The following is a 24,837-nucleotide window of genomic DNA, read 5'->3' as shown; positions in this document are numbered from 1 at the left end:
ACGCGCGCTCAGCCTCAAAAACGGGTTACCCCTCGGCGGCGGCGCGGAGGATCTCGGCGGCCGCGGCTTGGGCTTGCTCGCTGGTGGGGCCGGGGTGGGGGACGAAGGCGGTGGCCCGGTAGTAGGCGAGTTCGCGGATGGATTCGTGGATGTCGGCCAGGGCGCGGTGGGCGAGGCCCTTGGCGGGCTGCGCGTAGTAGATGCGCGGGTACCAGCGTCGGCAGAGTTCCTTGATGCTGCTGACGTCGACCATGCGGTAGTGGAGGTGGCTGTCGAGGGCCGGCATGTCGCGGGCGATGAAGCCTCGGTCGGTGGCGATGCTGTTGCCGGCGAGCGGTGTGGTGCGCGCGTCGGGGACCCATTGCCGGATGTAGTCGAGCACGAGTTGTTCGGCTTGTTCGAGGGTGGTGGTGGAGCGGCGCACCTCGTCGGTGAGGCCGGAGTGGGCGTGCATGTCTCGCACCACGTCGGGCATCGCGTCGAGCGCTTCGTCGTCGGCGTGGATGACCACGTCGACGCCGTCTCCGAGCACGTTCAGGTCTGCGTCGGTGACCAGGGCGGCGATCTCTATCAGGGCGTCTTTGCCCAGATCGAGCCCGGTCATCTCGCAGTCGATCCACACCAGACGATCAGTCACCCGCAGCAGCCTATCTCGCCACTGTGCGTGTTCGGCTGAACGCGCGGTTTCGGCCTGTTCGGCCTAGTGTCGGGGATGCCGTTCGGGCTATCGGGAGGTCGTTGTGGACGCTTTCGAGGAGATCACCGCCGGTTACGCCACGGAGGGTGGCGCGCTGGAGTTGGGGTCGGCGGTGGTGGACGGCGCTGTCCGGGCCGAGGCCCGGGTGCGGCTGCCGTTGGCGACGTTGAACCGGCACGGGTTGATCGCCGGCGCGACCGGCACCGGCAAGACGAAGACGTTGCAGTTGATGGCCGAGCAGCTGTCGGCGGCCGGGGTGCCGGTGGTGATGGCCGATGTGAAGGGGGACCTGTCGGGCCTGTCGCGGCCGGGGGCGGGCGGCGACAAGGTGTCGAAGCGGGCCGCCGAGACCGGGGACGACTGGCAGGCCGCCGGTTTTCCGGTGCAGTTCCTGTCGTTGGGGGAGGGCGGTTCCGCGGTCCCGGTGCGGGCGACGATCACCAGCTTCGGTCCGATCCTGTTGTCGAAGGTGTTGGGGTTGAACGACACCCAGGAGTCGACCCTGGGGTTGATCTTCCACTGGGCCGATTCGCGGGGCCTGCCGCTGCTGGACACCAAGGATCTGCGGTCGGTGATCCAGCATCTGAGCAGTGACGAGGGTAAGGAGGACCTGAAGGGCCTGGGCGGTGTGTCGTCGGCCACCGCGGGCGTCATCCTGCGGTCGCTGTTGAACCTGGAGGCCAATGGCGGCGACACGTTCTTCGGGGAGCCGGAGCTGGATCCGGCCGACCTGATGCGGTCGCAGGACGGTCGCGGCGTGATCAGCCTGCTCGAGCTGTCGGAGTTGCAGGGCAATCCGGCGCTGTTCTCCACGTTCCTGATGTGGCTGCTGGCCGACCTGTTCCACCAGCTGCCGGAGGAGGGCGATCTGGAGAAGCCGAAGCTGGTGTTCTTCTTCGACGAGGCGCACCTGCTGTTCGCCGACGCCTCCAAGGCGTTCCTGGAGCAGATCGTGCAGACCGTGAAGCTGATCCGTTCCAAGGGAGTCGGCGTGTTCTTCTGCACGCAGCTGCCGACCGACGTGCCCAACTCCGTTCTGTCGCAGCTGGGCGCCCGGGTTCAGCACGCCCTGCGGGCCTTCACCCCGGACGACCAGAAGGCGCTGGCGCAGACCGTCAAGACGTATCCCACGACGCCCCACTACGACCTGGGCAAGGCCCTCACCACGCTCGGCATCGGCGAGGCCGTTGTCACCGTCCTGAGTGAACAGGGCGCCCCGACTCCGGTGGCTTGGACCCGCCTGCGCCCGCCGCGCTCGCTGATGGCGTCCATCGGCGTGGATGCCGTCAAGCAGGAGGCGGCCTCGTCGGCGTTGGCGGCCAAATACTCGCAGTCGGTGGACCGGGAGTCGGCGTACGAGATGCTGCTGGCCAAGGTCGCCCCGCCGGCCTCGGCCCCCGCGCCGGAGTCCGCCCCGTCCGAGGAGTCCGCGCCCGCCCCGCGCCGCAAGGAGGCCGACGATCCGGGGCTGATCGGCCAGGTGCTGGGCAACCCGGCGGTGAAGTCCTTCCTGCGGTCCGCCGGCTCCGCGCTGGGCCGGGAGATCACCCGAGGCATCTTCGGCACCGGCCGTCGCCGCTGACCCGCGGTGCCCGAGTGGCCCAGTCGAGCCCCGAAACCCGTCCGTCCGCTGCGCCACCAGCGTGAATTCGGGCGTTTCGTGTGTCGAGTCGACATACTTCCGAAACACGGCCGTCCCATTGCCGATTTAGCGTCCATGGTGGACGTCGACCCGGGAGGTGGGTGGGATGACCGAACCCTGTGTCGTCTGCGGGACTGAGCGGATGAGCTCTCCGTCTGACTTCTTCTGCTCCGACCAGTGCCAGCGCGACTGGCACGCACGGCGGGTGGAGCCGTTGAGGAGTGACGTGAGCACCTGGCTGCCGTCGCACGTGACCCGCACCGGCGAGTCCTGGCGCGCGGCGTGAGGGTCAGATCGACCGTGTGCGGTACGCGAGGTTGAGCACCCGCTCGACCAGTTTCGGCGCGACCGCGTAGCTGGTGGCGGCGAGCCGGCCGAAGGGCAGGTCCACGGACTTGGGCCGCTTGACCAGTGCGCGCAGCACGAGGCGGGCGGCCCGTTCCGGGCTGGCGGCCGGCATCCGGTCGTAGAGCCGGGTCGGTCCGATCATCGGCGTGCGCACCAGCGGCATGTGCACGGTGGTGAACGTGATCCGGTCGCGCAGCGTCTCGGCCGCGGCGACCTGGCTGAACTCGTCCAGCGCGGCCTTGGACGCCAGGTAGGCGGCGAACCGAGGGGTGCGCGTCTGCACGCCCATCGACGAGATGTTCACCACGTGCCCGCCGCCGTTGGCCCGGAAGTGCGGCAGCAGGCCGAGCACCAGCCGGACCGGTGCGTGGTAGTTGATCGCCATCGTGCGCTCGAAGTCGTGGTGGCGGTCCTGGGAGCTGTTCAGCGACCGGCGGATGGACCGGCCGGCGTTGTTGACCAGCATGTCCACCCGGGGCTGCTCGGCAAGCACCCGCTTGAGCAGTGTCTCCACGGATTCGGCGTCGGTCAGGTCGCACGGGTAGCTGTGCGCCTCGCCGCCGCGGGCCACGATCTGGTCGCGGACCTGGGCCAGCTCGTCGGCGCGGCGGGCCACCAGCAGCGGGACCGCGCCGAGCCATGCGACGGCGAACGCCGTGGCGCGGCCGATGCCGGAGGACGCGCCGGTGATCAGGATGCGCTTGCCGGCCAGCGGCGACGATCGGCTCATGATGCGATGATGCCATTACCTACTCGTGAGTAGGAAGTGGTCGTGGCAGCATGGCCGACCATGGCGAGGTGGGGAGAGTTCCGGGCCAGGCCGTTCCACTTGGGCTTCGGCGTGCTGGCGATCGCGTGCGCCGTGGTGAGCGCGTCGCTCATGGACGACGCCGTGCTGCGGGCCGGCTGGGTCGCGCTGGGGTGCGCCGGCCTGGTGTGGCTCGGGTTCGTGGCGTGGGCGCTGGTCCGTCAGCGCCGGCGCGACTCCAACACCTGAGTCGCCCGCCCGTTGGTTCACCGACCGGTCCAACTCCGGTCCAACTCCGGTCGAACGACAGCAACCGACCAACGCTCAGTCTTCGTCGGACAGGGCCCGGTCGTCGTCCGACAAACCGGGCGTCGGAGCTCGTCGCCCGGTGGCCTCACGCCGGCTCGGACGCCGTCACCACCGCGTCGCGCAGGGCCGCCCGCAGCCGGCCCACCTCCAGCGGCGCCAGCACCGCCGTCTCGCCCGGCGGCGCGACCAGCACCACGTGGCCCTGGCTGACGAACACCGTGAGGTCGCGGCGACGGCCCGCCACATCCCGGCAGGTCACCAACCATTCCTTGCGGTCAACCACGTCTTCCGCCTCCCAGCCCTTCGGTGCAGACAACATCGCGGCGCTCGCACCGGTGTGACGCACCCTGGCCGACGACGTGACGCGGGTTTCGCGGTCAGATCGTGCTATTCCCCGTGGTTGATCACGCCGTGCTGCGCCTAGCCTCGCACGACCGAGCCGCTGATTGTCACCTGGGAGGGTGATCGGGCACCCCCGTCCGCACCCCCTACCACCGCTTTTACGGAGAAGGGCGGAAGCCGCTCGCCCCCGTTCGGGCGATCATGACTCCGCCGGCCGACCGCTCCGCCCCACGACCGCCGCCCCGCCCCCCGTGTCGCCGACAGTCTCCGGCTCGACGGTCGCCTGAATCTCGACGATCTCCTGCATTTCGACGAACTACTCCGTTGCGACGGCCGTCTCCACTCCGTCGGTCCGCTCCGCTTCGGCGACCGTCCCCACTCCGTCGGTCCGCTCCGCCTTGACGACCGTCACCGTCTCGGCGGCCTGCCCGGCTGCCGCCGGTCGTCTCGACTCTGACGGATTGCTCCGTTTCGACGGTTTACTCCATTCGACGACCGTCTCCGCTTCGACGGTCTACCCCGCTTCGACGGTTTGCCCCGCGCCGGCGATCTGCTCGGCTTCGACGGTCTGGTCTGGTCCGTCGGTTTGGCCTGCTTCGGCGGTCTGCGGCATTGCGACGGTCTGCTCGGTTCCGTCGGTCTGGTCTGCCCCGGCGGGTTGCTCCGCGTCAGCGATCTGTTCCGCTTCGTCGGTCGTCTCGGTTCCGTCGGCCGTCTCCGTGTCGCCGATCTGCTGCCCGCCGCCGGCTCGCACCGAAGGCGTCCTCGCGGTTGTTCAGGCGCCGGCCGTCTCGACGGCCTCCACCGCCTGTGCCCGCGCCGGCGTCGCCATGGTCGCCGCCGCGTCGCGGTCCTTGATCAGCAGCGCTACCGCGCCGGCGCCGATCATCAGCGCGGCCGCCACCACGAATGCCAGCTGGTAGCCGAGCAGGTGGCCGCTGCCCGCGCCCGCCGCCGCGAGAACGCTGCCCAACACCGCGACGCCGACAGCGGACCCGGCCTGGCGGCCCGAGTTGTAGAGCGTCGAGGCCCGACCGGTCTTGGTCGGCGGCACCTGCGCGAACGCGGCCGTCTGGGCCGGGTTGAAGTTGTTGGACATGCCCAGCCCCAGGTAGAACATGATCAACATGACCAGCCACTGCGGCGTCGCCGGCCCGACCAGCGTCAGCAGCATCATCGCCACCGCCGCGTTCACCACGCCCAGCACGATGTGCAGCCGTGGCCCCAGCGTCGAGTACACCCGGCTGGCGATCTGCGTGCCGAGCAGCACGCCGACCGCCTCCGGGAACGTGGTCAGCCCGGTCTGCCAGGCCGACACACCCAGCCCCGACTGGTAGAGCAGCGGGAACACGAACAGCGTGCCGAGGAAACCGGCGGTCGACACCAGCTGCACGACGTTGATCGTGCGGAACAGCCGGTCGCCGAACAGCCGCAGGTCCAGCATCGGCTCCGCTACCCGCAGCTCCACCAACACGGTCGCCGCCAGCAGTGCCACGCCCAGTGCGCCGGTGATCAGGATCTGCGGCGAGCCCCAGCCCAGCGTGGCGCCCTCCGTCAACGCGTACATCAGCAGCGCGAAGCCCACCCCGGACAGCAGGAAGCCGGCCACGTCGAAGCGCCCGGCGCCCGGCTCGCGGTGTTCACGGAGCAGGAACAGCCCGAACAGGAAGGTCAGCACGCCAACCGGCAGGTTCACGTAGAACACCCACCGCCACGACAGGGTGTCCACCAGCAGGCCGCCGAGCACCGGGCCCATCGCCGGGGCGACCGCCGTGGGCAGGATGAGCACCCGGTTCACGCGCATCCGCTCGGCCAGCGGGAACTCCCGGTACAGCATGGCCAGGCCGATCGGCGCGAGCATGCCGCCGCCGAGGCCCTGGAGCAGGCGGAACGCGACGAGCTGGGGGAGGGACTGGGCTACCCCGCACAGCGCGGAGGCCACCGTGAAGATCGCGAGCGCGATCAGGAACACCCGCTTGCTGCCGAACCGGTCGCCCAGCCAGCCGGACGCCGGGATCACCAGCGCGAGGCTGAGCAGATAGCCGACGACGACCGCGCCGGCGTCGGCGGCGGTCACATGGAACTGGGCGGCGATCGTCGGCAGGGCGACGTTGACGATCGTGGTGTCGAGGATGTTGAGGAACAGCGCGGCGACGAAGACCACGCTGACGACAACCTTCGGGCTCAGCTGGCGTAACCCCACCGAACGGCTCCCTCGCGGAATGTTTGCATGCGACAACGAAACATTCCAACAGGGGCGGACGAGGGGTTGTTCCGGCCTGGGGGTGATCTGCGCCGAACGGGTGCGGTGCCGTGGGGGAGGAGCGGCTCAGCCCAGGTCGTAGGGCATGAGGGTGGTGAGCGCGTCGTCGACGCTGACCCACTGGTTCTCGGTGCCGGGAAGCACCAGGTCGTAGGTGCGGTCGAGGAAGTCGGCCAGTTCCTGCGCGGAGGCCTCGAACATGGCCAGGCCGGCTGGCGAGCTGACGACCAGCACCACCAACTCGATGTCGTCGACGGCCGGGCGGATGCGCACGTCGCCCGAGCCGGCCTCGGCGATCAGGCCGTCAGCCAGCAGGTCGCGGGCGAAGCACCACTCCACCCAGCCGGACGGGCCGGAGCGGAACGCCGCTGTCACGGCGAAGGGGTCACGGGTGTCGTAGCGAAGTTCGACCTCGACCGGGACCGACGGTGCGTCCGGCACCAGAAGGTCCAGCACCGCCATCGAGCGGAGCGTCATGTGGTCGTTACGCATCGTGTTCACCCCTCGGCTTCCCGACACTCGTCTTTGAGTCAACAGTGGCCGAGTCCTCTGGAGAACTTGTCCACGTTCACTCAATGTCGCCCCCAGGCGGAGTTGCCCGCTCAATCTGTCACTCATCCGGGTGGCGGTCCAGCGGTTTCGTCATTCACCGTACGAAAGTGTGGGGATATGACCTGAAAAGGGGAACGGCCTTGCCCCTGTTGTGACCACTTCCGTGCGTGATGATCGCTACACGCACGAGCCGCCGGGGCCGGCGTCGCTCTCCTCGGGCACCGCCAGCCGCAGCAGAACGCGCCGCAGCACCGCCTCCTCCTCCGTGCTCAATCCCTCGAGCACGGCCCGTTCGACCAGTTCCAGTTCGAGCCGGACCGCCGCCTGGACCTGGCGACCCTTCTCTGTCAGTTCGGGGATACGCACGCGGCGGTCACCCGGATCAGGTCGGCGGACGACAAGTCCCTGCTGCTCCATCCGGTCCAAGGTGGAGGTCATGGTCGTTTTGTCCAGGCCGAGTCGGTTGCCCAGTGCCAGTTGCGTCTGCTGACGGCCCTCGGCCAGGGCGGTCAGCACCAGCTGGCCGCGGATGCCGACGCCGGCCTTGGTCGCGTGCCTCTCCAACGCCGCGCCCATCCGCTGGGCGGCGCGGTGCAGCAGCCAGTTCAGGTTGTCGCGCTCGCCGCAGGCCTGGGCGGCGGCGCAGGCGTCCGACAGCTCGGTGTCCACACCGTAAATCCTACGTGTCGGCGGTCTCCCGAGAAGTTCTTGACTCGGAACATCTAGTCTCGTACGTTCTTGAAGCAGAATATCCCGATCGAGAGGACAGTCATGGTCGCCCTGCTGCACATCGACACGAGCGTTCGGCACGAGGGGTCGGTGTCCCGGGAGCTGTCCGCGGCGTACGCCGAGCACTGGCGGCTGGCCAACCCCGACGGCGCCTACACCTACCGTGACCTGGCCGAAAAGCCCGTTCCACATCTCAACGCGCTCACCCTGGCGACCAAGATGCTGCCGCCCGCCGACTTCACGCCCGAGCAGGCCGCCGACGCCGCCACCAGCCAGGAGCTCGTCGACGAACTGCTCGCCGCCGACGTCGTGCTGCTGGGCGTGCCCATGTACAACTTCAGCATCCCGTCCACGCTCAAGGCCTGGCTCGACCGCGTGATCGGTCCCGGAACCGCTGTAAGCAAGGAGACCGGCGAAGGGCCACTCGTCGGCAACCGGGTCGTGGTCGCCGCCTCCAAGGGTGGCTCCTACGCCGCCGGCGCACCGCGGGCCGACTTCGATCACCTGGAGCCGTACCTGCGCAAGGTGCTCAGCCAGATCGGCCTCGACCGCAACCTGACCTTCATCACCGCCGAGTTCACCCTCGCGCACCTCGACCCCGCGCTGGCGCAGTTCCGTGAGCACGCTGACGCTTCTCGCGCCGCCGCGCTCGAGTCGGCCCGAGAGCTCGCCCGCGTCAGTTAGGCCGTCCAGCGGTGTCCGCTCGCGCGACACGCCGGTATAAGACGGTCCCCTCGTTCCGCGTCGCCCGCTGCCAGACTTGCCCGAGTTGCCTGGTCCGGCTGGCGGGAGGACACAAGCGATGGTCGAACCGATCGGAGACGTACTCGATCGAGCAGCCAAGTTGAGTGCCTCCGGCCGGCGACGCAAAGCAGTGGCCCTGCTGCGCAGCACCGCCAACTCCCATCCCGACAGCGCCGAGGTCTGGCGCCGGCTCGCCGGCGCGCTCCTCGACCGTGGCGACGCGCCCGCCGCCCTCGCCGCCGCGCGCCGTGCGCTGGCACTTCCCGGTGACAGGGCGGCGGCTCACCGCCTGGCCAGCAAGGCGCTGAGCCGCCTCGCCCGTCATGAGGAGGCCGTGGCCGCCGCTCGACAGGCCGTCCGGGCCGCGCCTTCCGACTGGCGGTGCCGCATCGCCCTGGCCGAGGCCTTCGGCGCCGCCGGCAGCTGGCCTGACGCCGTCGACGCCGCCGCCCAGGCCGTGCGCTACCAGCCCGATCATGTCCGGCCCTACCTCGTCCTGGGCGATGCCGCTCGGCGGACCGGCGATCTCGCCACCGCCGAGCGCGCCTACCGCACCGCCATGCGCCGCAAACCGGGCGACCCTCGCGTTCGTGCCGAACTCGCCCGCCTCCGCCAGCCGCCCTCCCGCGAGCGCTCCGTCGCAACCGAGAATTTCGCCGAAAACCTCAACTTCGCCACGCTCCACGCCGCCGACCATCCCTCGGTTTCCGACGCACTCCCCGGCCACAGCCGCCCCTCGGCTTTCGGCGCGCTCCCCGCCGCCGATCGTCCCTCGGCCTTCGGTTCACTCCCCGGCGACGGCTACCTCCACCGCACCTCTGCTTCCTCGGGCCGGTGGTCCCCGCCCGACCACTCAGCTCCGCCGCACTGGTGGTCGTCGGACCGGTCCACTTCGTCCGACGAGTGGCAACCCCGCCGCTTGGCCGCCGACCGGTCCACCTCGGACCGTGCCGCCACGGGCTACCCGTCCGGCCGGATCTCCTCGCCCGACGACGAGCTCCACGGTCGAAAATCTGCTTTTCGACGAAATCGAGCTTTTCGTCGAACTCCAGGCGACGGTCGAGTCCCTGACGACGGCCGCGCGCCGACCGCCCGGTCAACGCGCGCCGACCGATCCGGAGAGGGGCGGGCCGCCAAAGTCGACCGATCCGCCGGTGCTGATCGATCCGCCGGTGCTGATCGATCCGCCGGTGTTGGTCGGTCCGTCGATGCTGATCAATCCGCCAGGGCCGGTCGATCCGCCGGTGCCGACCGAACCGGTGGCGTTGGTCGAGCGTCTGGTGCCGGTCGAGCGGCCGGCGGGGGACGGCCGCCGATAGCGGAGAAGCTGGCCTGGCGTGGTGTCCGACGGTTGTCCATGACGCTGGTGATCGCCGGTGTGTTCCTGATGGTCGCCGGTCTGCCGAAACCGACGCCGGTGCTGGCCTGGCTCGGCTACGCCATCCCGTGCGTCGTCGCGGTCGTCGCTCTTGTCGAGCTGATTCGGGTGCCGGCGGGCAGCCGGCTCACTGTGCTCACCATGCCGGTGCGCCGCCCTGTGATCGGGCTGGCGTGCGTGCTCCTCGGGTTGTCCAACGCGTTGGTGCTGTTGTGGGCCATGCTCGACCAGGCCAACGCCGGCACCATGGAGCCGCTGATCTTCGCCCTGGTCTGCGCCGTCTGCGCAGGCGCCGCGTCCCTGGTCAGCGAGGCCTAGCCGACCCGAACAAGTGCGGGACAAGCGGCACGTCAGCCACCCCCGGCAGCATTCGATGCGGCTCAGCAACAGTTGCCTGCGCCTGGGGGTGGGTTGTGAGCGGCTTGGGTCTCGACGCCGTCACCGAGGCTGTCTATCGGACGGCACTCACGCGCGTCCGATGGCGGCTCTCCGACCTGGCCCGTCAGCTCAACCTCGACCATGGCCACGCCCCCCTCAACTCCGTCCACCCCCGATTCGACCCGCCCAACAACCCCTTCGATTCCGGCCCCAACCAGTCCGGCCGGGACAGCAGTCCCTCGGTCTCCGACCACGACCGGATCGCCCCAGGTCACGGCCTGCTCGACTCCAGCCTCGATCAGGCGGGTGCTGCTCCGGCAGGTCCCGCTTCGGCCGACCCCGATCAGGTCGGCGCAGGTCAGCTTGGTCTCGCGCAGGTCGGCTCCGGTCGGAGCGATTTCGGCCAGGTTGGCCTCGGCAGCGCACCGTTTGAGCTCGATGTCGGTGGACTCACCGCCGTCGTTGACCAGCTCCGCGCCGACGGCCTGCTTGCGGCCTCGGCCGAGGAGAGCGGAGCTGTCCGCGCGGTCGATCCGGCACTGGCGCTGCCTGCGCTGGCCGCAAGCCGGGTGTGGGGGCTCAGTGCCGGCGACGCCCGGCCGCAGGCGCTGTCGATCGCTCAGCTCATCGCCAGCCATCGGCCGCCCGGACCGGACCGGCTCGACGGCTTGGACGAGATGAACTCGTTCGCCGAGCACCTTGTCGCCAACGCGCGGCGCGAGGTCGTGATCCTCAGTGGCCAGTACCGGACGGGCTCGTACGAGTTCGCGGTTCCGATCGCCGAGGCCGTGCTCCGTCGCGGCGCTCAACTCCGGCTCGTCTGGCGCGGTGAACTGATCCGCACGCCTAGCGTCGCAGCTCACGCCATGTGGCTACGCACGCGTGGCGCCGCACCCCGGATCGTGCCGACCCTGCCGACCACGATGGTGCTGGTCGACCGATCCGTCGCAATGGTCGTCGCCGGCGACCACGCGGTCGTCCACCGCAGCGCCACCTCCGTCGCGCCACTCTGCGCGCTCGCCGACCAGATCTGGGGCAAGGGCAGCCCCGGCGTCCGTCGTCACCAGCCGCCGGCCGAGCCAACGCCCCGTCACCACAAGGTCTTACGCCTGCTGGCCGACGGCCTCACCGACGACGCCATCGCCCGCCAGGTCGGCGTCAGCGTCCGGACCGTCCGCAACGACATGGCCGCCGCCATGCTCAGCCTCGACGCCCGCAGCCGCTTCCAGGCCGGCGTCCGTGCCGCCCAGCTCGGGCTGCTCTGAGCGGCCCCAATCTCAAACCCCGCACCTATAACCCTGCACTCGACCACCTGACCCCGCGCTCAACCTGTGGACGGTGGTCCGGGCACCTCCGAGGTGGCCGTATCGTCGCGGAATGCGTCTGGACCAGCACGGAATCTCGGTGCACGCCGCGACGGCCGCCGCGGTCGACGAACTGGACGGGGCCGTCGACTCGTTGCTGCACTTCCGCACGGATGTGGGCGAACGCTCCGAGCGCGCGGTGACGGAGGACCCACTGCTGCCGACGGCGAACGCCATGCGTGTGTACCTGGCGGTGCTCAGCACCGACCCGCAGTACGTGCCGCCGGCGGCGAAGAAGTTCGCCGAATTTCGTCAGCGCGTCGGCGACCTCACCGATGGCGAACGGCTGCACACGGAAGCCGCCGCCACCCTGCTCGACGGCGATCTGCACGCCGCCGGTGCACTGCTCGCCGACCTGACGGCGGAGCAGCCCCGCGACGCACTGGCCCTCGCGGTCGGCCACCAGATCGACTTCCTCACCGGGAACGCCACTTCTCTGCGTGACCGGATCGGGGGTGCGCTGCCGGCCTGGAGCCCTGCGGATCCGCACTATGCCAATCTGCTCGGCATGTACGCGTTCGGCCTGGAGGAATGCGGCCACTGGGAGTTGGCCGAACAGACCGGACTGCGGGCGATGGAACTCGACGCCGCCGACGTCTGGAGCATTCACGCCGTCGGCCACACCCACGAGATGCGCGCCAGCTATGACGACGGCATCGCCATGCTGGAGCACCGCCGACCGGACTGGGACCGCGGCAATTTGCTTCGCGTGCACATCTGGTGGCACTACTGCCTGTTCCTGCTGGAGGCTGGCCGCCACCGTGAGGCGCTTGATATCTACGACGAGCGGCTCGCGCCCACCGACGAGTCCACCATCACCGAGGTGGTCAACGCGGCCAGCCTGATGTGGCGACTGCACCTGCTGGGCGAGGAGGTTGGCGACCGCTGGGCCAAACTCGCCGCGACCTGGCCGCCGCGCATGACGGTGCCGTTCAACGCGTTCAACGACATGCACGCCGTCATGTCCTACGTCGCCGCCGGTGAGGACGACCTCGCCGCGGACCTCATCGCCGACCGTCGTCGCTACGTCGCCGAGGCCGCTCCGGCAACCAATATCGCCATGACCGCCCGGGTTGGCCTGCCTATCTGCGAAGCGCTGCTCGCCTTCGGCCGCGGCCGCTACGCCGAGGCGGTAGACCTGCTCTGGCCGATCCGCCGACACGTGCATGAGTTCGGCGGTAGCCATGCCCAACGAGACGTCATGCAGCGAACGCTCGTCGAGGCCGCCATTCGCGCCGGTCGCACCGGGCAGGCCCGCACGCTGATCGGGGAGCGGATCAGCGTTCGACCCGATTCCCCGTACAACCAGCTCAAGATGCGTCAACTGCCCGGTGCCTGATCTCCATCATGGTGCAGCCGTCCACGGTCCGATATGGACCGTGCGGCATGCCGGGCCGGCGCGAGGCGAAGTGTCCGGCCCGGAACGTCCGGTCCAGGGTGATGTCGTGCAGTGAGCCCTCGAGCAGCAGAACCTCCTCGAAGTAGTCGTGCCGGATCACGCCGGACGTCTCCGTGCCCGGCGCCCAGCGCGCGATCCGCGTGCCCACCGCACCGTCCGCCTCCCGACTGAGCACCCGCTCGCTGACTCCCGGTGCCGCCGGGTCCGGCTGCCACGGCACAGTCTCGACGTCGAAGAACTCCAGTTCGTCCTTCACCACGACCTCCAAGCCCTACGCCCACGTGTGCACCGTTGGCCGAGCCGACACTTGCTCAAGTTTCGTCAACCAGATCCAGTCGAGTCCACAGTGGTCAATGCTTGACAGCCAAATCAACTATTGACCACTGTTGTCAACCTCTCAACATTGGTGGGCGGACACCCGCCCACATCGAACGTGATGCGACCGGCGACCACGACCACCACATGGACGCACTCCACCCCTACGCCTACCAACTGCTCGGCCGCCGCACTCGGCCTCCATGGCGACGAAGTGCCAGGCCCACGCGGTTGCCATCCGCGGCGGAAGGCACCCTCGCCATCGCAGTCGACCTCCGCGTCAACGGGCCGCCCGGCCGCCGAGGTGGGGATCCGCGACGACGAACTACTCGGTCGTCGCGGTCGACTTCGGCGGCGACGGGTCGCTCGGCTGTCGCAGGTGGGATCGGCGGTGAGAAGCCGCTTCGTCGTCGCACTCGACTTCGGCGACGGCGAACCGCCCGGGCGTCGCAGTTGGGATTTGCGACAACGAGCCGCTCGGCCGTCGCAGTTGGGACCTGCGGCGGCGAACTGCCCGGCCCTCGCGGTGGGGAGCTGCGGCGGCGGAGCGGCTCGCCGTCGAAATCGAGGTTCGCGACGACGAAGTGCTAGGCCGTCGCAATCGAGGAATTCGACGCCGCAGCTCCGACCGACCGCGAAGCCCGCCGTTGACCGACGGCGTCGGCGAGGGAGCGGAGCACGGACTCCGTCACATCCCAGCCCATGCAGGCGTCGGTCACGCTCTGCCCGTAGGCGAGGTCCTCGGCGTGCCCCAGCACCAGCTCCTGCCGCCCCGGTTCCAGGAAGCTCTCCAGCATGATGCCGACCACCTCGGTCTCCCCGCCGGCGATCCGTGCGGCGATGTCGGCGGCGACCAGCGGCTGCCGGAGGTGGTCCTTGCCGCTGTTGCCGTGGCTGGCGTCCACGATCACCCGTTCGGGCAGCCCGGACTTCGCCAGCCGGTCGACGGTGTGCTCGACGCTGGCCCGGTCGTAGTTGGGCCCGGCGCCGCTGCCGCGCAGGATGACGTGGCAGTCGGGATTGCCGGCGGTGGAGAAGATCGCGGCCAGGCCGTCGTCGGTGATGCCGGGGAACACGTGGCTGGACGCCGCCGCCTTCACCGCGTCGACGGCCGCCTGCACGTCGCCCTCGGTGGAGTTCTTGATCCCGATCGGCATCGACAGCCCGCTGCACAGCTGCCGGTGCACCTGGCTCTGCGCGGTCCGAGCGCCGATGGATCCCCAGGTCACGGCGTCGGCGATGTACTGCGGAGTGATCGGGTCGAGGAACTCGCAGCCCACCGGCAGCCCCACCGCGAGGATGTCCAGCAGCAGCTGCCGGGCGATCCGCAGCCCATGGTTCACGTCGTACGACCCGTCCAGCCGCGGGTCGTTGATCAGGCCCTTCCAACCGAGCGTGGTGCGCGGCTTCTCGAAGTAGACCCGCATCACGACGCACAGCTCGTCGGACAGTTCGGCGGTCAGGGCGGCCAGCCTGCGCGCGTAGTCGAGGCCGGCCACGGGATCGTGCACGGAGCACGGCCCGACGATGACGAGCAACCGGTCGTCGTCGCCGTTCAACACGTTGGTGACGGCGGTCCGGCTCTGCACGACGACGGCCTCGCCGGCGTCGGTCAGCGGGGCCTCGTCCCGCAGCAGCGCGGGCGAGACCATCGGCCGCGAGCTGACGATGCGCTGGTTGTGGGTGGACATGGCGTTTCCTCTCCGCAGACCGCCGGAGATTCCCGCCGGCCTGCCCTGTGTCTGGGGCAAAACAAAAGGCAGAGGCGAATCGCCTCTGCCTTAACGGCTCTGGGTGCTCCGTGGTCAGCGCACGTGGTCGCCGCCGGGCCCACCCAGGGCCGGCTCGCTAAACCGCGGATAGCAACGCACGGCTCCACACTAGCGCATGTTGACCGCGGCCGTGCAATGGGTCAGGATCAGTCCATTGGAGCCGGGCGAGGAAGGGCGGTCCCCGTGATCACCGTCGACGCACTGCGTGACCTGGTCGAGGACGGCACGGTCGACACCGTCCTGGTCGCGATCGTGGACATGCAGGGCCGCCTACAGGGCAAACGCTGCGCGGCCCGCTACTTCCTGGACGTGGTGTTGGACCACGCCACCGAGGGCTGCAACTATCTGCTCGCGGTCGACGTCGAGATGAACACCGTCGGCGGCTACCGGATGTCGTCGTGGGAACGCGGCTACGGCGACTTCGTGATGCGGCCGGACCTGAGCACGTTACGGCTCACGCCGTGGCTGCCGGGCACCGCGATGGTGCTGTGCGACGTCGAGTGGGAGGACCGCAGCCCGGTCACGGTGTCGCCGCGGCAGATCCTGCGCCGCCAGTTGGACCGGCTCGCCGAGCGCGGGCTCGCTGCGTTCGTCGGCACGGAGCTGGAGTTCATCGTCTTCGACGACAGTTACGAGCAGGCGCACGACCTCGGCTACCGGGACCTCCGGCCGGCCAATCAGTACAATGTGGACTACTCGCTGCTCGGCACCTCTCGCATCGAGCCGCTGCTTCGCCGTATTCGCAACGAGATGAGCGGCGCGGGCCTGATGGTCGAGTCGGCCAAGGGGGAGTGCAACCTCGGCCAGCACGAGATCGTCTTCCGGTACGACGAGGCGTTGCCGACGTGCGACAACCACTCGATCTACAAGACCGGTGCGAAGGAGATCTCCGCGCAGGAGGGCCGCAGCCTCACGTTCATGGCCAAGTACAACGAGCGCGAGGGCAACTCCTGCCACATCCACATCAGCCTGCGCGGCACGGACGGCGACCTCACCTTTGTCGGTGACGGCCCGCACGGCATGTCCACCACGGCCCAGCAGTTCATCGCCGGCCAGTTGGCCGGCCTGCGCGAGCTGACGCTGCTGTTCGCGCCGAACATCAACTCCTACAAGCGTTTCCAGCCCGGCAGCTTCGCGCCGACCGCGGTGGCCTGGGGCAGCGACAACCGGACTTGCGCGCTGCGTCTGGTCGGCCACGGCGCGGGCCTGCGCATCGAGAACCGGGTGCCGGGCGGCGACGTGAACCCCTATCTCGCGGTCGCCGGGTTGATCGCGGCCGGTCTGCACGGCATCGACAACGAGCTGAGCCTGGAACCAGAACTGTCCGGCAACGCCTACGCCTCCGACAAGCCGACGGTGCCGTCGTCGTTGCGTGAGGCCAAGGAACTGTTCGCGGCCAGCGCGATCGCCCGCGACGCGTTCGGCGAGGACGTCGTCGACCACTACTGCAACGCGGCCCGGATCGAACTGGCCGCGTTCGACTCCGCCGTCACCGACTGGGAGCGTCTACGTGGCTTCGAACGGCTCTGACCGCCGACCGGTCATCGGCATCACCACCTACATCGAACGAACCCGTTTCGGCCCTTGGGATCTGGACGCCGCCGTGTTGCCGCGGACCTACGTCGACACGGTCGCGGCGGCCGGTGGTAACCCGGTTCTGGTGCCGCCACTGGGGTTCTCCGATGTGTCCTTTCTGGACGGACTGGTGATCGCCGGCGGAGCGGATGTCGATCCCGCCCGCTACGGCGCGTCGACGCATCCCGAAACCCTTGGCCTGCGGCCGGATCGGGACGAGACGGAGTTCGCGCTGGTCGAGAGCGCCTTGGCCGCGGGCCTGCCGCTGATCGGCGTGTGCCGAGGCATGCAGGTGCTCAACGTCGTGCTGGGCGGCACACTTACCCAGCACGTCCCGGACGTCACGGGTTCGCCGGCGCACCGGCCGGCGGTCGGCCAGTTCGGTCGCAACGACGTGAAAATGACGCCGGGCAGCGCGGTCGGCGAGATTCTCGGCGGTGCGGCGAGCGTGTCGTGTTCGCACCATCAGGCCGTCGACCGGCTCGGCGACGGGCTGACGATCACGGCGAAGTCGGCCGACGGGGTCGTGGAGGCGGTCGAGCTGGCGGGCGCCGACTTCGTGCTCGGCGTGCAGTGGCATCCCGAACAGGACGCGGAAGTGCGGCTGTTCAAGGCTTTGGTGGCGAGAGCGGGGAACGGGAAGTGACCACCTTCGATGTGATCAATCCGGCGACCGAGGAACTGGTCGGCGCCGTCGAGCTGGCCACGCTGGAGCAGACCGACTCGGCGATCGCCCGCGCCCAGGCGGCGTTGCCGGCGTGGAAGGCCGTCGCGCCGGGCGATCGGGCCCGGCTGCTGCGTCGCTTCGCCGCGGCGATCGACGCCGACCGTGAGAACCTCGCTCGGATCGAGGTCGCCAACTCCGGCCACACCATCGGCAACGCGCTGTGGGAGGCCGGTAACGCGCGCGATGTCGTCGAGTACTACGCCGCCGCGCCGGAACGCTTGTTCGGCCGGCAGATTCCGGTCGCCGGGGGCGTCGACGTCACCTTTGCCGAGCCGCTCGGCGTGATCGGTGTGATCGTGCCGTGGAACTTCCCGATGCCGATCGCGGCCTGGGGCTTCGCGCCGGCGCTGGCCGCCGGCAACACCGTTGTCGTCAAGCCGGCCGAGTTGACGCCGCTCACCGCGATCCGGCTCGCCGAACTCGCCAGGGACGCCGGCATCCCGGACGATGTCTTCCAGGTGTTGCCCGGCAAGGGATCTGTTGTCGGGCAACGATTCGTGACGCACCCGGCGGTGCGCAAGGTTGTGTTCACCGGGTCGACCGTGGTCGGCAAGCAGATCATGGCCGGCTGCGCCGAGCAGGTGAAGCGGGTGACGCTCGAGCTCGGCGGCAAGAGCGCGAACATCGTGTTCGCCGACGCCGACATCGAGCGTGCCGCCGCGACCGCACCCTACGGCGTTTTCGACAACGCCGGCCAGGACTGCTGCGCCCGTTCGCGAATCCTGGTCCAGCGCAGTGTTTACGACCGGTTCATGGAACTGCTGGAGCCGGCGGTGCAAGGGGTCAAGGTCGGCGACCCGGGCAGCGCCGACTCCGAGATGGGCCCGCTCATCTCCTCCGCGCACCGCGACAAGGTGGCCTCGTACGTGCGCGAGGACGCCCCGGTCGCTTTCCGCGGCAGCGCCCCCGAAGGTGCCGGGTTCTGGTTCCCGCCAACGGTTCTCACGCCACCGTCCGAAAAGGACCGCACGGTCGTCGATGAGATCTTCGGGCCGGTCGTCGTGGTGCTGCCGTTCGAGGACGAGGCCGACGCGCTGAGGATCGCCAACGACACCGAGTACGGCCTGTCCGGCTCCATCTGGACCCGGGACGTCGGCCGCGCGCTGCGGGTCGCCCGGGGCGTCGAGGCCGGCAACCTCTCGGTCAACTCGCACTCGTCGGTCCGCTACTGGACCCCGTTCGGCGGGTACAAGCAGTCCGGCCTGGGCCGGGAACTCGGTCCGGACGCGGTCGCCGCGTTCACCGAGACCAAGAACGTGTTCATCGCGACGGAGGAGTGAGCAGTGGCAGAACGGTTGGCCGGCCGGGTGGCGGTGATCACCGGTGGTGGCAGCGGGATCGGGCTCGCCTCGGCGCGCAGGCTGGCGGCGGAGGGCGCCAAGATCGTGATCGGTGACGTGGACGAGACCGCCGGCGCCCAGGCCGCCAAGGAGGTCGGCGGCCTGTTCGTCAAGGTCGACGTCACCGACGCCGGTCAGGTCGAGGCGATGTTCCAGCAGGCCGTCGACACCTACGGCTCGCTCGACATCGCCTTCAACAACACCGGTATCTCGCCGCCCGACGACGACTCCATCCTCACCACCGAGTTCGAGGCGTGGCAACGGGTCCAGCACGTCAACCTGACCTCGGTGTACCTGTGCTGCAAGTACGCGCTGCCACACATGTTGGCCCAGGGCAAGGGATCCATCATCAACACGGCCTCGTTCGTCGCGGTCATGGGCGCCGCCACCTCGCAGATCTCCTACACCGCCTCGAAGGGCGGCGTGCTGGCGATGACGCGCGAGCTGGGCGTCCAGTTCGCGCGGCAGGGCGTCCGGGTGAACGCGCTGTGCCCGGGGCCGGTGAACACCCCGCTGCTCAAGGAGTTGTTCGCCAAGGACCCGGTGCGGGCTGCCCGCCGGCTCGTGCACATCCCCATGGGCCGGTTCGCCGAGCCGGAGGAGATCGCTGCCGCGGTCGCCTTCCTGGCCAGTGACGACTCGTCGTTCATGACGGGTTCCCAGTTCCTGGTGGACGGCGGCATCTCCGGCGCCTATGTGACGCCGGAATAGCCGTGGTGGACCGGCAGTGATCGACTCGGCCGGCGACGCGTTGTTCCGTCCGGTCCGGACGGGCAACGCGTTCGAGGAGACGGTGGAACGACTGCTTCAGGCGATCAAGCTGGGCGTCGTGCCGCCGGGCGAACGGCTGCCCGCGGAGCGTGACCTGGCCACCCGGCTGAACGTGAGCCGGGTGACGCTGCGCGAGGCGCTGCATGCCTTGCAGGAGTCCGGTTTTGTCGAGTCCCGCCGTGGCCGGTACGGCGGGACCTTTGTGTGCACGGCGCCACCCGACACCGTTCCGGCCATGGCGTCCCATGTGGACAATCTTGAGGATGCCCTGACCCTGAGGGCCGTCCTGGAGACGGGCGCGGCGGAGTTCGCGGCCGCCCGAGAACTGACCGAGCACGAGTGCGCGCACCTGCGGGCTCGGCTGGCCGAGTGCGAGGTCGCCGGGCTGGGGGAGTACCGCCGCAAGGATTCCCGGCTGCACCTGGCGATCGCCGAGATCAGCGGGTCGCCCTCGCTCACCGCCGCGGTCGCCGACGTGCGGATGCGTCTCAACGAGCTGCTCGACGGAATCCCGTTGCTGCCCAAGAACATCGAGCACTCCAACCGGCAACACGCGGCCCTGGTCGACGCCGTGCTCACCGGCGACGCGCCGGCCGCCCGGCGGGCCATGGCCGAGCATCTGGATGGCACCGCGTCGCTGCTCAGGGGCTTCCTGGGCTGAACACCCGCTGTTCACCATATGGCGCGCCGAGTGACCGCGTTCGCCTTCGGCCACCGAGCTGGCGGTTCGGATCGGCCCCGCGACGGCGTAACTTCGAACGGTGAGCGCTGCGCCGTGGAGTGAGGCCGACCCTGGCCTGGTCGGCCCGAATTCGGTTACCTGGCACCTGCACGCCGACCCCGCCATGTGGCTCGGCGGCATCACCAGCCTGTTCCTCCAGTCGCTGCACCCGCTCGCGGCGGCCGGCGTGGTGCAGAACTCCAATTTCCGCCAGGATCCGCTGGGTCGACTCATGCGCACCGCCCGGTTCGTCGGGATGAGCACGTACGCACCGCTCGAAGAGGTGCATGCCGGTGCGGCCAAGGTCCGCGCGGTGCACCGCAGCCTGCGTGGCAAGGACCCGGCGACCGGCCGGACTTTCCGCATCGACCGGCCCGACCTGTTGCTGTGGGTGCACTGCGCCGAGGTGGCGATGTTCCTGTCCGTCGTCCGCCGGGCCGGTTTCCGTCTGACGAAAGCGCAAGCCGACCACTATTTCGACGAACAACGCCATTCCGCCGCACTTGTCGGTCTCGACCCGGACGAGGTGCCCGGCTCGACCGACCAGATGGCCGCCTACCTGCGCGGTATCCGCGGCGAACTCCGGCCCGGCGCCGACTCCGAGATCGTCTACGAGTTCCTGCACAAGCCGCCGTTGTCCGGCGTGCTGGGCCTCGGCTTGCCGATCTACGAAGGAGCGGTTGCCCACTTGGCGTACTCGCTGCTGCCTCGTTGGGCGATCCGGCTGCACGGACACAGCGCCTACTCGCCGTCCGCCAGCACCGCGATGCTCCGCGCCGTCCGGGCGGCGGCGCTGCTCGTGCCCGAGCCGGTTCGGTGGCGGTCGCCGCACGGATACGTGCCACAGGCGATGCGCCGCCTCGGCGCCGTCGTCCGGCCGTCGACAAAGTCCCTGCCGGTCGACTGAACAGTCGGTTTTCACCCCATGGGACGACCTTGTCGGTGGTCGCCGGCCTGACCTAGCGTCGATGGTGTGGCGCAGTCAGATGATTTCCGCACCAGGCGGCACGTGGACCTCTGCCACGTGTGCAGTGCACTGTGTCGCCGCTGATCCCGCCGCTAGCACCGCCGGCTGGCGGCTCCTCGACCCGGCGCACCTACCGGACCGGTGGTTTTCGTCGAAATCGAGAAGTTCGGCGGCGGAGCGGCCGCCCGCCGGTTGTCCGGAAGTTCGTTGACGGAGTGGCCGCCCGTCGACTGACCGGAAGTTCGGCGGCGGAGTGGCTGTCCGTCGATTGTCCGGCAGTTGGTCGGCCGGCACTTCGTCGGTCGGCCGGAAAGTCGGCGGTGGCGAGAAGTTCGTCGGCCGAGGAGCAGACCGTCGGCCCAGGGGTTGGCCGCCGGCAGAGGGGCTGACTGTCGGCTGAAGGGTCGGCCGCCGCATTTGTCCTGTCCGTCCACCAGCAGTCCAGGAGCCGTGATGCCCGCTGTTGTCGTCATCTCCGGAAGTCCGTCGCGCACCTCCAAGACCGCACGCGTGGCCGATTACGTCGCGGACCGGCTGGCCGGCGCTGGGCTGGTCACCGAACACCTGAGGCTGCGCGACCTCCCACCGGGCCCGTTGCTGGCGGCCGACACCTCCGACCCGGACATCGCCCGGGCCGCGGCCACGCTGGCCGATGCCGACGGCGTGGTGCTGGCCACACCTACATATAAGGCCGCCTACTCGGGGCTGCTGAAAGTGTTCCTCGACCTGCTGCCGCAGTTCGGCCTGTCGGGGAAGACGGTGCTGCCGTTGGCGACCGGTGGCAGCCTTGCCCACGTGCTCGCCCTCGACTACGGACTGCGCCCGGTGGTGCAGTCGCTCGCGCCGCGGCACGTGATCCAGAGCTACTTCCTGCTGGAGCGGGACCTCCAGATCGACGCCGACGGCGGACTGGCCATCAACCCGGACGTCGAGCACGTGTTCACCGACATCGTGGAGGAGTTCCGGCACGCGTTGACCACGGCGTTGCCGTACCAGCGCACCGCCTAGACCAGTTTGGTCAGGGCGGCGACCAGCGCCTGGACTGCGGCCGGGAATGTGTGGCCCGGGGGAGTGGCGTAGCCGATGACCAGCCCGGGCGGCGCCGACCGGCGCCGCGCGTAGCTGGTCAGCGAATGCGCGCCGACGCCGTGTTCGGCGAGAACGGCCTGGATGTCCTCGTCGCGGGTTCGGTCGGGAAGCAGCAGCGTGACGTGCAGGCCGGCGGCAATCCCGATGGGCCGGACCGTCGGCACGGACGTGGCCAGCGCGCTCAGCAGGTGGTCCCGACGTTTCCGGTAGTGCGTGCGCATTCGTCGAAGGTGACGGTCGAGTCCACCGCTGTCGACGAGGTGCGCGAACGCCAGCTGTTGGAAGATCGGGCACTCCCGCTCCGACAGCTGACGGACCTTCGCTATCGGCTCGATCAGCCGGTCCGGCACCGCCAGCCAGGCCAGGCGCAGGGCCGGGGCCAGCGACTTGCTGGCTGTGCCGGCGTAGACGACATGCTCGGGGGCCAGACCCTGGATTGCCCCGATCGGCTGACGGTCGTATCGGAACTCGCCGTCGTAGTCGTCCTCGACGACGATCGCGTCGTTGTCGCGGGCCCAGTCGACCAGCGCCCCCCGGCGGGCCGGGTGCAGCGTCGTGCCCCAGGGCAACTGGTGCGAGGCGGTCACCAGCACTCCGTCGGTTTTCGGGATTTCGTCGACGACGAGACCGTCGTGGTCGAGCCGGACGGTTTCCGTCCGAAGGCCGGTCTGCTCGATCGCGTCGACATGGAACGGCAGGCCGAAGTCCTCCACCGCCATCGCCCGGCCGCCGCGTTCGCGCAGCGCGGTGGCGACCAGCCGCAATCCGTTTGTGAACCCAGTACACACGACAATTGCTTGTGAACTGATGCGCACACCACGCACGCGGCCCAGGTAGTCGGCCAACGCGCGGCGCAGGGCCGGATGACCACGCGGATCGCCGTAGCGGAGGTATTCGTCGGCGGCCGAGGTGACCGCGTGCCGCAGCGCCGACGCCCACGTCGATCGGGGGAACTGACTGACATCCGGGTTGCCGGGCACCAGGTCGTACCGGACCGAGAAGTTCGTCGAACTTCTCGATCGCGTGCGAGCTGGTGTTCCCGGCACGGCCGCCACCTCGGTGTGCGTTCGGGACCGGCTCGTCAGGTATCCCTCGGCGAGCAGTTGCTCGTACGCCTGCACGACCGTGCCGCGGGACAGCCCGAGGTCGGTCGCCAACGCCCGGGATGACGGCAGCTGGGTGCCCGCGGCCAGCCGGCCGGACCGGATGGCCTCCCGCAGCGACCGTTCGAGAGCCGCCCGGCGGCCGAAGCCCGGCTCGAGGTCGAGGTGCAGCTCGTGGCCGCCACTGGTCCATGAATTCGGCATCAAACTGGATCATACGAGTGGACCAGGTCCGGGCTAGCGTCGTCGGCGTGAGTTCTGACGAGTACGTGACCCACCTGCCCCGCATCAACGTCGCGAAGGAGGCATCCGCCAGCTACCGGGCCATGCTGCTGGTCAGCAACGCCTCGCACGACGGCATCGACCCGATCCTGGCCGAGCTGATCAAGATCCGGGCCTCCCAGATCAACGGCTGTGGCTTCTGCATGGACATGCACGCCACCGATGCCCGCAAGAAGCACGGTGAGCAGGAGCGACGCATCTACGCGCTGTCGGCCTGGCGCGAGCTGTCCTTCTACACCGCCCGTGAGCGGGCGGCGCTCGCGTTGACCGAGGAGGGCACGCTGCTCGCCGAGGGCGGTGTCAGCGACGAGACGTGGGCCGAGGCCGAGAAGCAGTTCAGCCAGGCCGAGCTCTCGCAGATCGTGATGCTGATCGCCACGATCAACGCGTGGAACCGGATCAGCGTCATCAGCCGCAACCAGCCGCCGGCGCTGGAAGGCACGCAGTGAGCGGGCTCGCCGCGCACGCCAAGACGCTGCGCGATCGACACCAGCGGGGCAATCCGCTGGTGCTGCCGAACGTCTGGGATGCGGCGACCGCGGGGCTGGTCGCCGAGGCCGGGTTCCCGGTTGTCGCCACCTCGAGCAGCGCGGTCGCCAACAGCCTCGGTTTCCCCGACGGGGAGAAGGCCCCAGCCGACGAGATCTTCGCCGCCGTTCGCCGGGTCGCGAACGCCGTCGACCTCCCGGTCACCGCCGACGTCGAGGCTGGATACGGCCTCCCCGCCGATGAGCTGGTCGCCGCCGTGCTGGGGGCCGGCGCCGTCGGCGTCAACATTGAGGACAGCGATCACACCGCCGGCGGTCTACGCGCCGCGGAGTGGCAGGCCGAACGCATCGGCCGGATCCGCAAGGCAGCCGATGCCGCCGGCGTGCCGCTGGTCGTCAACGCGCGGGTCGACGTGTTCGTCCGCGCCGACGACCCGGGCCGGCACGGCGAGGTTTTCGCCGACGGCGTCGAACGGGCCAAGCGCTACCGCGACGCGGGCGCCGACTGCATCTACCCGATCATGCTCGCCGATCCGGAGCTGATCGCCGAGTTCGTCCGCCAGGTCGACTTCCCCGTCAACGTCATGTTCCGGCCGACCGGTCCGACGATCGGCGAGCTGGGCGACCTCGGCGTCGCCCGGATCAGCCTGGCCACCGGCGTGTGGCGGGCCAGCCTGCAAGCGGTCCGGGACCTGCTGGCCGGCCTGCGCTGACGGCCCGCGCGGCGCCTGTGGTCGCCCCGCGGGGTGGCCACAGGCCGTGCTCGCCTAGGATCGAGGGTCTGTGGCGGTGTG

The 24,837-nt window shown here is 69.7% G+C and carries 27 protein-coding genes and 1 pseudogene; 18 read left to right on the top strand and 10 right to left on the bottom strand.

Going from position 1 to position 24,837, the window contains the following annotated elements; genetic code table 11:
* Window positions 1-25: 25 nt before the first annotated feature.
* Entirely contained in the window at window positions 26-637 is a 612-nt protein-coding gene (gene orn / locus ACIG5F_RS04330; RefSeq protein ID WP_396515939.1) for an oligoribonuclease, read from the bottom strand.
* 103 nt (window positions 638-740) lie between these two features.
* Between orn and ACIG5F_RS04325 the strand changes: the two genes are divergently transcribed.
* Window positions 741-2,279 (top strand): helicase HerA-like domain-containing protein, encoded by a 1,539-nt coding sequence (locus ACIG5F_RS04325; protein ID WP_396515938.1) that lies wholly within the window; start codon window positions 741-743, stop codon window positions 2,277-2,279.
* A 202-nt stretch (window positions 2,280-2,481) separates the two neighbouring features.
* A complete protein-coding gene (locus ACIG5F_RS04320) occupies window positions 2,482-2,625 on the top strand; it encodes a hypothetical protein (protein WP_396515937.1) in 144 nt (47 codons plus the stop codon).
* Between the two features lie 3 nt (window positions 2,626-2,628).
* Here ACIG5F_RS04320 and ACIG5F_RS04315 read toward each other — a convergent pair whose 3' ends face one another.
* A complete protein-coding gene (locus ACIG5F_RS04315; RefSeq protein ID WP_396515936.1) occupies window positions 2,629-3,417 on the bottom strand; it encodes an SDR family NAD(P)-dependent oxidoreductase in 789 nt (262 codons plus the stop codon).
* 60 nt (window positions 3,418-3,477) lie between these two features.
* Here ACIG5F_RS04315 and ACIG5F_RS04310 point away from each other — a divergent pair, with 60 nt between their 5' ends.
* Complete coding sequence (locus ACIG5F_RS04310; protein WP_396515935.1) at window positions 3,478-3,684, top strand: hypothetical protein; 207 nt, start codon at window positions 3,478-3,480, stop codon at window positions 3,682-3,684.
* A gap of 145 nt (window positions 3,685-3,829) precedes the next feature.
* Here the strand turns inward: ACIG5F_RS04310 and ACIG5F_RS04305 are convergent, their stop codons facing one another.
* The 5 genes from ACIG5F_RS04305 to ACIG5F_RS04285 all read right to left on the bottom strand — a co-directional run bounded on the left by ACIG5F_RS04305 (window position 3,830) and on the right by ACIG5F_RS04285 (window position 7,570).
* Complete coding sequence (locus ACIG5F_RS04305; protein WP_249227098.1) at window positions 3,830-4,063, bottom strand: hypothetical protein; 234 nt, start codon at window positions 4,061-4,063, stop codon at window positions 3,830-3,832.
* 537 nt (window positions 4,064-4,600) lie between these two features.
* Entirely contained in the window at window positions 4,601-4,840 is a 240-nt protein-coding gene (locus tag ACIG5F_RS04300) for a hypothetical protein (RefSeq protein ID WP_396515934.1), read from the bottom strand.
* 21 nt (window positions 4,841-4,861) lie between these two features.
* Complete coding sequence (locus ACIG5F_RS04295; protein ID WP_396515933.1) at window positions 4,862-6,289, bottom strand: DHA2 family efflux MFS transporter permease subunit; 1,428 nt, start codon at window positions 6,287-6,289, stop codon at window positions 4,862-4,864.
* A 126-nt stretch (window positions 6,290-6,415) separates the two neighbouring features.
* Window positions 6,416-6,841: an SsgA family sporulation/cell division regulator gene (locus ACIG5F_RS04290; protein ID WP_211762914.1), complete on the bottom strand. Its 426-nt coding sequence runs from the start codon at window positions 6,839-6,841 to the stop codon at window positions 6,416-6,418.
* Window positions 6,842-7,078: 237 nt separating this feature from the next.
* Window positions 7,079-7,570, bottom strand: a complete 492-nt coding sequence (locus ACIG5F_RS04285; RefSeq protein ID WP_396515932.1) for a MarR family winged helix-turn-helix transcriptional regulator — start codon at window positions 7,568-7,570, stop codon at window positions 7,079-7,081.
* A gap of 102 nt (window positions 7,571-7,672) precedes the next feature.
* Here ACIG5F_RS04285 and ACIG5F_RS04280 point away from each other — a divergent pair, with 102 nt between their 5' ends.
* The 6 genes and pseudogenes from ACIG5F_RS04280 (at window position 7,673) to ACIG5F_RS04255 (ending at window position 12,833) form a co-directional block, all read left to right on the top strand.
* Window positions 7,673-8,314, top strand: coding sequence for an FMN-dependent NADH-azoreductase (locus tag ACIG5F_RS04280; RefSeq protein WP_396515931.1), 642 nt, complete (start codon window positions 7,673-7,675; stop codon window positions 8,312-8,314).
* A 118-nt stretch (window positions 8,315-8,432) separates the two neighbouring features.
* Window positions 8,433-8,924 (top strand): annotated as a pseudogene (locus ACIG5F_RS04275) (tetratricopeptide repeat protein); the annotation flags it as partial.
* 397 nt (window positions 8,925-9,321) lie between these two features.
* On the top strand, window positions 9,322-9,693 hold the full coding sequence (locus ACIG5F_RS04270) for a hypothetical protein (RefSeq protein WP_396516390.1): 372 nt from the start codon (window positions 9,322-9,324) through the stop codon (window positions 9,691-9,693).
* Window positions 9,694-9,731: 38 nt separating this feature from the next.
* Window positions 9,732-10,070, top strand: coding sequence for a hypothetical protein (locus ACIG5F_RS04265; protein ID WP_396516388.1), 339 nt, complete (start codon window positions 9,732-9,734; stop codon window positions 10,068-10,070).
* Between the two features lie 95 nt (window positions 10,071-10,165).
* Complete coding sequence (locus tag ACIG5F_RS04260) at window positions 10,166-11,395, top strand: response regulator transcription factor (RefSeq protein ID WP_396515930.1); 1,230 nt, start codon at window positions 10,166-10,168, stop codon at window positions 11,393-11,395.
* A 139-nt stretch (window positions 11,396-11,534) separates the two neighbouring features.
* Complete coding sequence (locus ACIG5F_RS04255; protein ID WP_396515929.1) at window positions 11,535-12,833, top strand: tetratricopeptide repeat protein; 1,299 nt, start codon at window positions 11,535-11,537, stop codon at window positions 12,831-12,833.
* Here the strand turns inward: ACIG5F_RS04255 and ACIG5F_RS04250 are convergent.
* Complete coding sequence (locus ACIG5F_RS04250) at window positions 12,805-13,149, bottom strand: cupin domain-containing protein (protein WP_396515928.1); 345 nt, start codon at window positions 13,147-13,149, stop codon at window positions 12,805-12,807. The genes ACIG5F_RS04255 and ACIG5F_RS04250 overlap by 29 nt on opposite strands.
* Before the next feature lie 646 nt (window positions 13,150-13,795).
* Window positions 13,796-14,899, bottom strand: a complete 1,104-nt coding sequence (locus tag ACIG5F_RS04245; RefSeq protein ID WP_396515927.1) for a 3-deoxy-7-phosphoheptulonate synthase — start codon at window positions 14,897-14,899, stop codon at window positions 13,796-13,798.
* Window positions 14,900-15,163: 264 nt separating this feature from the next.
* Here ACIG5F_RS04245 and ACIG5F_RS04240 point away from each other — a divergent pair, with 264 nt between their 5' ends.
* The 7 genes from ACIG5F_RS04240 to ssuE all read left to right on the top strand — a co-directional run bounded on the left by ACIG5F_RS04240 (window position 15,164) and on the right by ssuE (window position 22,089).
* Window positions 15,164-16,510: a glutamine synthetase family protein gene (locus ACIG5F_RS04240; RefSeq protein ID WP_396515926.1), complete on the top strand. Its 1,347-nt coding sequence runs from the start codon at window positions 15,164-15,166 to the stop codon at window positions 16,508-16,510.
* On the top strand, window positions 16,491-17,201 hold the full coding sequence (locus ACIG5F_RS04235) for a gamma-glutamyl-gamma-aminobutyrate hydrolase family protein (RefSeq protein ID WP_396515925.1): 711 nt from the start codon (window positions 16,491-16,493) through the stop codon (window positions 17,199-17,201). The genes ACIG5F_RS04240 and ACIG5F_RS04235 overlap by 20 nt, the downstream gene beginning before the upstream one ends.
* Window positions 17,198-18,562: an aldehyde dehydrogenase family protein gene (locus ACIG5F_RS04230; protein WP_396515924.1), complete on the top strand. Its 1,365-nt coding sequence runs from the start codon at window positions 17,198-17,200 to the stop codon at window positions 18,560-18,562. The genes ACIG5F_RS04235 and ACIG5F_RS04230 overlap by 4 nt, the downstream gene beginning before the upstream one ends.
* A gap of 3 nt (window positions 18,563-18,565) precedes the next feature.
* Window positions 18,566-19,333, top strand: coding sequence for a 3-oxoacyl-ACP reductase (locus tag ACIG5F_RS04225; RefSeq protein ID WP_396515923.1), 768 nt, complete (start codon window positions 18,566-18,568; stop codon window positions 19,331-19,333).
* A gap of 19 nt (window positions 19,334-19,352) precedes the next feature.
* Window positions 19,353-20,054 carry a FadR/GntR family transcriptional regulator gene (locus ACIG5F_RS04220; protein ID WP_396516373.1) on the top strand — a complete coding sequence of 234 codons (702 nt, stop codon included), beginning with the start codon at window positions 19,353-19,355 and terminating at the stop codon, window positions 20,052-20,054.
* A gap of 100 nt (window positions 20,055-20,154) precedes the next feature.
* Complete coding sequence (locus ACIG5F_RS04215) at window positions 20,155-21,021, top strand: oxygenase MpaB family protein (RefSeq protein ID WP_396515922.1); 867 nt, start codon at window positions 20,155-20,157, stop codon at window positions 21,019-21,021.
* 513 nt (window positions 21,022-21,534) lie between these two features.
* Window positions 21,535-22,089: an NADPH-dependent FMN reductase gene (gene ssuE / locus ACIG5F_RS04210; RefSeq protein WP_396515921.1), complete on the top strand. Its 555-nt coding sequence runs from the start codon at window positions 21,535-21,537 to the stop codon at window positions 22,087-22,089.
* Here ssuE and ACIG5F_RS04205 read toward each other — a convergent pair.
* A complete protein-coding gene (locus tag ACIG5F_RS04205; RefSeq protein WP_396515920.1) occupies window positions 22,086-23,477 on the bottom strand; it encodes a PLP-dependent aminotransferase family protein in 1,392 nt (463 codons plus the stop codon). The genes ssuE and ACIG5F_RS04205 overlap by 4 nt on opposite strands.
* A 47-nt stretch (window positions 23,478-23,524) precedes the next feature.
* Here ACIG5F_RS04205 and ACIG5F_RS04200 point away from each other — a divergent pair, with 47 nt between their 5' ends.
* Window positions 23,525-24,004 (top strand): carboxymuconolactone decarboxylase family protein, encoded by a 480-nt coding sequence (locus ACIG5F_RS04200; RefSeq protein ID WP_396515919.1) that lies wholly within the window; start codon window positions 23,525-23,527, stop codon window positions 24,002-24,004.
* Window positions 24,001-24,756, top strand: coding sequence for an isocitrate lyase/phosphoenolpyruvate mutase family protein (locus tag ACIG5F_RS04195; protein ID WP_396515918.1), 756 nt, complete (start codon window positions 24,001-24,003; stop codon window positions 24,754-24,756). The genes ACIG5F_RS04200 and ACIG5F_RS04195 overlap by 4 nt, the downstream gene beginning before the upstream one ends.
* Window positions 24,757-24,837: the final 81 nt, after the last annotated feature.

Origin of the sequence: Kutzneria sp. NPDC052558, assembly GCF_044547355.1 — a bacterium.
In the GTDB taxonomy this organism is placed as follows: domain Bacteria; phylum Actinomycetota; class Actinomycetes; order Mycobacteriales; family Pseudonocardiaceae; genus Kutzneria.
The sequence above is the reverse complement of the archived record's forward strand: the minus strand, read 5'-3'. Positions and strand labels throughout refer to the sequence as shown.

Excerpts from the sequence above, each read along its gene's own strand:
- ACIG5F_RS04320 (WP_396515937.1), top strand. The coding sequence starts at position 2,482 with ATGAGCTCTCCGTCTGACTTCTTCTGCTCCGACCAGTGCCAGCGCGAC.
- ACIG5F_RS04315 (WP_396515936.1), bottom strand. The coding sequence starts at position 3,417 with ATGAGCCGATCGTCGCCGCTGGCCGGCAAGCGCATCCTGATCACCGGC.
- ACIG5F_RS04310 (WP_396515935.1), top strand. The coding sequence starts at position 3,478 with ATGGCGAGGTGGGGAGAGTTCCGGGCCAGGCCGTTCCACTTGGGCTTC.
- ACIG5F_RS04305 (WP_249227098.1), bottom strand. The coding sequence starts at position 4,063 with ATGTTGTCTGCACCGAAGGGCTGGGAGGCGGAAGACGTGGTTGACCGC.
- ACIG5F_RS04290 (WP_211762914.1), bottom strand. The coding sequence starts at position 6,841 with ATGCGTAACGACCACATGACGCTCCGCTCGATGGCGGTGCTGGACCTT.
- ACIG5F_RS04280 (WP_396515931.1), top strand. The coding sequence starts at position 7,673 with ATGGTCGCCCTGCTGCACATCGACACGAGCGTTCGGCACGAGGGGTCG.
- ACIG5F_RS04265 (WP_396516388.1), top strand. The coding sequence starts at position 9,732 with ATGACGCTGGTGATCGCCGGTGTGTTCCTGATGGTCGCCGGTCTGCCG.
- ACIG5F_RS04245 (WP_396515927.1), bottom strand. The coding sequence starts at position 14,899 with ATGTCCACCCACAACCAGCGCATCGTCAGCTCGCGGCCGATGGTCTCG.
- ssuE (WP_396515921.1), top strand. The coding sequence starts at position 21,535 with ATGCCCGCTGTTGTCGTCATCTCCGGAAGTCCGTCGCGCACCTCCAAG.
- ACIG5F_RS04205 (WP_396515920.1), bottom strand. The coding sequence starts at position 23,477 with ATGCCGAATTCATGGACCAGTGGCGGCCACGAGCTGCACCTCGACCTC.